Origin of the sequence: Patulibacter brassicae (assembly GCF_033949425.1) — a bacterium.
GTDB lineage: Bacteria > Actinomycetota > Thermoleophilia > Solirubrobacterales > Solirubrobacteraceae > Patulibacter > Patulibacter brassicae.
Genome location: NZ_JAXAVX010000001.1, coordinates 1085329 through 1091787 on the forward strand (window position 1 = coordinate 1085329; position 6459 = coordinate 1091787).

Annotated in this window: 6 protein-coding genes; 3 read left to right on the forward strand and 3 right to left on the reverse strand. The window is 76.6% G+C overall.

Annotation, left to right across the window (positions count from 1 at the left end; genetic code table 11):
- Positions 1 to 24 precede the first annotated feature (24 nt).
- The gene (locus SK069_RS04980) at positions 25 to 1461 is read left to right on the forward strand and encodes a WS/DGAT/MGAT family O-acyltransferase (protein WP_319953079.1); all 1437 of its coding nucleotides are present in this window, start codon (positions 25 to 27) and stop codon (positions 1459 to 1461) included.
- Between the two features lie 24 nt (positions 1462 to 1485).
- On the opposite strand, the gene SK069_RS04985 is transcribed toward SK069_RS04980, so the two are convergent.
- A complete protein-coding gene (locus SK069_RS04985; protein WP_319953080.1) occupies positions 1486 to 3237 on the reverse strand; it encodes a S8 family peptidase in 1752 nt (583 codons plus the stop codon).
- Between the two features lie 103 nt (positions 3238 to 3340).
- The gene (locus tag SK069_RS04990; protein WP_319953081.1) at positions 3341 to 3637 is read right to left on the reverse strand and encodes a metal-sulfur cluster assembly factor; all 297 of its coding nucleotides are present in this window, start codon (positions 3635 to 3637) and stop codon (positions 3341 to 3343) included.
- 87 nt (positions 3638 to 3724) lie between these two features.
- Here SK069_RS04990 and SK069_RS04995 point away from each other — a divergent pair, with 87 nt between their 5' ends.
- Positions 3725 to 4666 (forward strand): hypothetical protein, encoded by a 942-nt coding sequence (locus SK069_RS04995; RefSeq protein ID WP_319953082.1) that lies wholly within the window; start codon positions 3725 to 3727, stop codon positions 4664 to 4666.
- A 73-nt stretch (positions 4667 to 4739) separates the two neighbouring features.
- Here SK069_RS04995 and SK069_RS05000 read toward each other — a convergent pair whose 3' ends face one another.
- Entirely contained in the window at positions 4740 to 5195 is a 456-nt protein-coding gene (locus tag SK069_RS05000; protein ID WP_319953083.1) for a hypothetical protein, read from the reverse strand.
- Between the two features lie 246 nt (positions 5196 to 5441).
- On the opposite strand from SK069_RS05000, the gene SK069_RS05005 reads away from it, so the two are divergent.
- A partial coding sequence (locus SK069_RS05005; RefSeq protein WP_319953084.1) for an RNA polymerase sigma factor occupies positions 5442 to 6459 on the forward strand: 1018 nt, incomplete at its 3' end.

Sequence of the window (6459 nt, forward strand, 5' to 3'; positions counted from 1 at the left end):
ACGCGACGACGGGAGGAGCACGGCATGGCGAGGACCTCGGACCGCCTGACGGCGGTCGACGCCGGCTTCCTGCACCAGGAGGGCCCCGCGGCGCACATGCACATCGGCGGGGTCACGGTCTTCGAGGGGCCCGCGCCGCCGCAGGAGGAGGTCCTCGACCAGATCCGCTCGCGCCTGCACCTGCTGCCGCGCTACCGCCAGCGGCTCGCCCGCCCGCCGCTGCAGAGCGGCAACCCGGTCTGGATCGACGACCCCGCGTTCAACCTCGAGTATCACGTCCGGCGCACGGCGCTGCCGACGCCGGGCAGCCGCAGCCAGCTGCGCGAGGCCACCGCCCTCATCTTCAGCCAGCGGCTCGACCGGTCCAAGCCGCTCTGGGAGCTGTGGGTCGTCGAGGGGATCCGCAACGACCGCTGGGCGATGATCTCCAAGACCCACCACGCCTTGATCGACGGCATCAGCGGCATCGACATCGCCACCGCGCTGCTGGATCTCGGGCCGGAGCCGATGGAGGTCCCGCATCCGGACCAGGCGTGGCAGGCACGGCCCGTGCCCACCCCCGCCGAGCTGCTGGTCGAGGGGATGGTCGGCGCGGCCCGGGCGGGCGTGAAGGGCCTCACCCGCGCCGTCGAGGCGGTCGGCCGTCCCCGCGCCGCGGTCGACCGCGTGCGCGAGATCGGCGAGGGCGTCGGCGAGATGGCGTGGGCGCTCATGAACCCGGCGCCCGACACGCCGCTGAACGTCCCGATCGGCCCGCACCGGCGCTACCGGGCGGTCGAGTCGGACCTCGCGACGTTCCGGCGGATCAAGGGCGCCTTCGGCGGCACGGTGAACGACGTCGTGCTCGCCGTCGTCACGAGCGCGCTGCGCGACTGGCTGCACGAGCGGGGCGTGCGGACGGAGGGCCTGGAGCTGCGGGCGCTCGTGCCGGTCTCCGTGCGCACGGAGGACGAGCGCGGGCAGCTCGGCAACCGCCTGACCGCGATGCGCGGCCCCCTGCCCGTCTACGTCGACGATCCGCGGCAGCGCCTGGAGGTCATCCGGCGGTCGATGGAGGGCCTGAAGGAGAGCAAGCAGGCCCTCGGGGCCGAGACGATCTCCAACGTCCAGAACTTCGCGCCCCCGACCGTGCTCGCCCAGGCCTCGCGGCTGACGTTCTCCACGCGGCTCTTCAACGTCCTCGTGACGAACATCCCGGGGCCGCAGTTCCCGCTCTACTTCCACGGCCGCCGGATGGAGCGCGCGTTCCCCGTCGCGTTCCTGCCGAAGGACCACGCCCTGGCGATCGCGATCCTCTCCTACGACGGCGCGATCAACTTCGGGCTCGTCGGCGACCACGACGCGCTGCCGGACCTCGAGCTGCTGGCGGACCGCCTGCGGGCCGCGATCGACGAGCTCGCGGCGCTCGCCGAGGAGGCCGAGCCGGCACCCCGGCGCCGTGCCTCGCGCTCGGCGTCCTGACCGGGGTGGCGACCCGGGCGGCGCTCAGCGGCGTCGCAGGGTGAGCGTCGCGCGCGTCGGACGGGCGGCGCGGTTGCCGGCCTCGTCGATCGCGCGGAGGGCGTAGCGGCTGCGGCCGCGCGGCACCGTGACCGTCAGCCGGCCGCGCTTGGCGACGCCGATCCGCTTGAACCGCTTGCCGACCTGGCGGTAGACCTCGACGCGGTCCACCCCGGAGGCGACCAGCGGCTTCGTCGCCTTGTCCGTGGCGGTCCACTGCAGGCGCAGGCGCCGCTCGGTGGTCGTGCGGGAGCGGGTGCGGAAGGTCGCGCGCGGCGCGCGCAGGTCGATCCGCCGGGCGGTATCGACCGCCTTGCCGGCGTTCACGATGCCCCAGCCGAGCTCCTCGCTGTAGCCGCCCGCCCGGGTCGCCGTCTCCTTCACGACGCGGGCGACCGCGGCGGCGTCGAGATCGGGGTTGGCCGCGCGCACGAGGCCGGCGACGCCGGCGACGATCGGCGTGGCCATCGACGTGCCCTGCAGGTGGGCGTAGCGCGTGTCGCCACCGAACGCCACCCGGCAGCCGCAGGCGCGGTTCACCGTGCCGTCGGGGTTGACGCTCGTCTGCTCGAACGCCGTCCTCGTCGCCGGGAACGCGCCGAGCAGCCCGCCGGGCGCCCCGTCGGCGACGTACGTGCCGTAGGCCGCGACGCTGATCTGGCTGCCACGGCCCGCGAACGCGGCGCGCGTGCCGTCGGCCTGCGCCGCCGTCACGGTCAGCCCGGTCCCGGCGTTCAGGTCGGCACCGGTGCCGCTGGGCTGCAGGACGTTCGCGGGGTACCCCTGCTCGACGACGGGACGGTCGGCGGCCGCGGCGACGGCGACGATGCCGTCCTCGGCCGCGCGCTGCAGCGCCTCGCGGATCGCGATCGGGGCGGTGGCCTCGTCGTCGACGCCGAAGCTCATGACGATCGCGTCCGCGCCGAGCTCGCGAGCGCGGTCGATCGCCTGGGCGACGCTCGAGTCGTAGAGATCGCTCTTCACCGTGATGAGCCGACAGCGCCCGCCCGCGCCGACGGTGCCCGCCGCGTCGTTGAACGCCGAGCAGGCGAGGGAGGCAACGTGGGTGCCGTGCCCGACCTCGTCGGAGCCGATCGTCCCGGTGATCGTGCCCGTCGAGGCCTGCGCGGCGACGATCGGCTGCAGCTGGGGGTGGCTCGTGTCGACGCCCTGGTCGATCACCGCGATCTTGATGCCGTCGCCGTTGACGACGTCCCACGCGGCGGGGAGGTTCAGCTTCTGGACCCACCATCCGGCGGTGACGCCCGCCGGGGCGCCCGGGTCCTGCTGGGTGAGGACCGGGTCGTTGGGCAGGGCCCGCAGGCCGGCGCGGTGCTCGGCGACGACCTGGACCACGCGCGGATCGCTGCGCAGGGCGGTCGTCAGGGCCTGCCGTCCGTCGGCCGGGGCGGGGATCGCGATCGTCGCGGTCGTGCCGCGCTGGTCGGCGCCGACCGTGACGGGCGCGGTGCGCGGCGCGGCGCTCGAGGCCGCGCGCGGGGTGGCCAGGCGCAGTCCCGCGCGGCTGCCGGCGCGTCGGGCGACGTCGCCGAGGCGCCGCTCGAGCGCGCGCGCCGAGCCGCCGTCGGTCCCGCGCACCGTCACGAGCAGCCGCCCGGTGGGCGCGCTGACGGCGGGATCGCGCAACGCGGAGGGCGTCGCGGCGCCGGCGGCCGTGGGCCAGGCGGCGATCGCGACGACCGCGAGCGGCAGGAGGGCGGTGCGGCGGCGAGTCATCGTCCTCTCCCGGAACCCGCGACGGAGGCGGAAGGTGCGCCCGGGCGCCGCCGCGACGTCGTCGGGGACGGGAGCAGGGGACCGCGAGATGGCGAGGCCGGACTCAGAACCCGAGGGCGAACTTCGCGTCCTCGCTCATCTTGTCCGGCGACCACGGCGGGACGAAGGTGACCTCGGAGCTCACGCCGGTGATCCCCTCGAGCTCGCCCACGAACTCCTCGATCTGCGCCTCGACCTGCGGCCCGATCGGGCAGCCGGGCGTCGTGAGGGTGTAGGTCACGTGGGCGTGCCCCTCCTCGATCGAGATGCCGTAGATCAGCCCGAGTTCGACGAAGTCGAGGCCCAGCTCCGGGTCGATCACGTTGGCGAGCGCGGACTCCACGTCCTCGACGGTGGCCATGGGTCGAGTGTCGCACACGAGCCCGCGCCCGCCGGTCCTGCCGCGGTCGCGGACGCGTCGCGCCCGCGATCCGCGAGAATCGCCCGCATGGCCCTGGACCCGGAGCTCGAGCGCCCGCGCACCGCCGACGACCCGACCTTCAGCGACGCGGTGACGTGCGCGTTCGCCGATCCCGCCGCGGGGGTCCACGGGACCGTCCGGATCGGCGTGGCCGGCGGCGCGGCGTCGGGGCTCGTGCTGCTCTTCGCCGGCGGGGCCCCCGCGCTGACGATCGCCGAGGGCGGGATCCCGGTCGGCCCGGACCCCGAGTCCTACGAGGACCTGTCGACGGCCGGCATCGACCACGCGGTGGTCGAGCCGCACCGGCGCTGGACGGTCTCCGCCGCCGGCGACGAGGGCACGATCGACCTCGAGCTCGAGGCGGTCGGCCCGCCGCTGCGCCTCGCCGCGGACCATCCCGCGGCCCGGCTCGGGGGGATGGAGGGCTACGAGCAGCCGTGCCGCGTGCGGGGCACGATCCGGCTCGGCGACCGGCGGATCGCGATCGACGGCGTCGGCCAGCGCGGCCACCAGTGGGGCGCGCCGGACTGGAGCGAGATCGAGCTGGCCCGGACCATCACCGGCTGGTTCGACGGCGCGGTGAGCTTCGCCCTCAGCGCGCTGCGCCCGGCCGGTGCGGCGTCCCACGCCGACGAGGTGGCGTGGGCGGCCGTCGCGCGGCCCGAGCGCCCCGCCGAGCGCGAGAACGGCGCCGGGCCGCCCGCCGAGGACGACGCGCCGGCGTTGCGCGCCGTCGAGGCGCCCGAGCCGCGGATCTCCACCACGACGGACGCGGAGGGCCGCCACACGCTCGCGACCGTCGAGCTGTGGGAGAGCGACGAGGGCCCCGTCTGGACGGCGACCGGCGAGGCCGTGGCCGGCACGACGATGGAGCTCGGCCGCCTGCGCCTGGACACGGCGTTCTTCCGCTGGCGCCTCGCGGGGCGCGAGGGCGTCGGGCGCTACGACGTCCTGCGCAAGGTCGGCTGATCGGCCGTCGGACCCGTCCTCGGCGCCGGGACGAGCGCTCGGAGCCGCGGCGGTCCCGGGAGCGCCGGCGGGACTAGTTCTCGGAACCGAGGCGGTCCCAGCAGTACAGCTCGATCGCCTCTTGGGCGATCTCCGTCGCGCGCTCGTCCGAGAGGTACGGCAGCACGACGCGCAGCGCCTGCTCCTCGGCGACGCCGGCCTCGAACGCGTCCTCGCCGCGGAAGCCCGCGGCGATCTTCAGCGCCTCGCGCCGGTTCTCGCCGAGGCTGGGGAACACGCGGACGAGGAAGTCGCGGTTCGCCAGCGGCTGGCCGACCTCCAGCGATGCGTGCCAGGCGGCGAGCATCGAGAGGTCGTGGTCGTCGAGGTCGGCGAGCGTCCGGGCGTACTGGCCCACGAGCTCCGGCTCCGGGATCTCGTCGACCCACGCGCGGACGACCTCGCCGACGAGCTGCCGGCGGGCCTCGCGGCCGATCGACTCGGCGATGACGCGGATGGCGTCGTGGGGCGAGATGAAGACGAGGTCCATGGCGCGGTCCGGCGATCCGGACGTCCGTGACGGTACGGGTCGCCCCGGACGGACGGGGCGTCCGGGCGGCCGGCGATGCCCCCGACTGGCGCGCTCGGCACCGGTCCGTGACACTCGGGGGGAGAACCGGCGCAGGCCCGGGGGTCCTCCCCCTGATCCGTCGTGCTGCGCCACCCGTCGATGTCGTCCCCCGCCAGCGAGGAGCCGAGGCCCCCGGACCCGGAGTCACCGGGCCCCGACGGCCCCGTGCCCGAGCCCGGCCGTCGCCGGCGCCCGCCCCGCCGCGGCCGCGCGCACGGGGCGTCCTTCGATCCCGGCGCCGCGCTGGACCGCCACCTGCCGATGATGCTGCGGGAGGCCCGCCGCTGGTCGATCTGCGAGGACGACGCGCACGACGCCGTCCAGGCGGCCGCGGAGCGGTTCCTCCACCGTCACGAGCGCGTGGACCCCGTGACCGTCGGCGGGTGGCTGCGGACCGTGGCCCGCAACGAGGCGCTGCGCGTGCGCGACCGCCGCGTCCGGCACGTCGTCGAGCTCGACCTCGACGGCCCGGGCGTCGCGAGCGACGGCGACGGCCCGGAGGATCGCGCCGCGCGGGACGAGGAGCTCGCCATCGCCCGCGAGGCGCTGCTCGGGCTGAAGCCCGCCGAGCGCCAGGCGCTGTGGCTCCAGGCGCAGGGCCTGAGCTACGAGGAGATCGCCGACCAGCTCGGGTGGACGCGCACGAAGGTCAACCGGAACGTCGCGGAGGGCCGCGCGCGGCTGCGCAAGAGCTTCCGCGGCCTCGTCGGCGGCGAGGCCTGCGCGGCGGCGGGCCCGCGGATCGAGCGGCTGGCCGCCGGGGAGGCGAGCGGCGACGACCTCCGCCTGCTGCGGCCGCACGTGCGCCGCTGCCCGAGCTGCCGGGCCCGGCTGCGCCGCGCCCGCGGTGGTCCGCTCGCGCTCGTCCCGGCGTGGCTCCTCGCCCTGCTGCCGTGGGCCGGACGCGCCGGCGGCACGCCCGCGGGTGGACGGGGGCGCGTCGCCGAGCTCGTGGCGGAGCGGGTCACGGGCCTGCTGCCCGGCGTCTCGGGCGCGGCGACCGAGGTCGGCCTGGCGGTGGCCGGCGTCGCCGCGACCGCCGCGATCGGCGCCGGGGTCGTGGCGGGCTCCTCCGCGGGGCCGGAGCCCGCGCCCCGCCCGGCCACCGTGGCCCGTGCCCCCACCGGCGCCCCCGCGCCCTCCTTCGTCGGCGCGGCGGCCGGTGGCAGCGCGCGGGCGGCCG

Coding starts and splice junctions, on each gene's coding strand:
- SK069_RS04980 (WP_319953079.1), top strand. CDS start 25: ATGGCGAGGACCTCGGACCGCCTGACGGCGGTCGACGCCGGCTTCCTG.
- SK069_RS04985 (WP_319953080.1), bottom strand. CDS start 3,237: ATGACTCGCCGCCGCACCGCCCTCCTGCCGCTCGCGGTCGTCGCGATC.
- SK069_RS04990 (WP_319953081.1), bottom strand. CDS start 3,637: ATGGCCACCGTCGAGGACGTGGAGTCCGCGCTCGCCAACGTGATCGAC.
- SK069_RS04995 (WP_319953082.1), top strand. CDS start 3,725: ATGGCCCTGGACCCGGAGCTCGAGCGCCCGCGCACCGCCGACGACCCG.
- SK069_RS05000 (WP_319953083.1), bottom strand. CDS start 5,195: ATGGACCTCGTCTTCATCTCGCCCCACGACGCCATCCGCGTCATCGCC.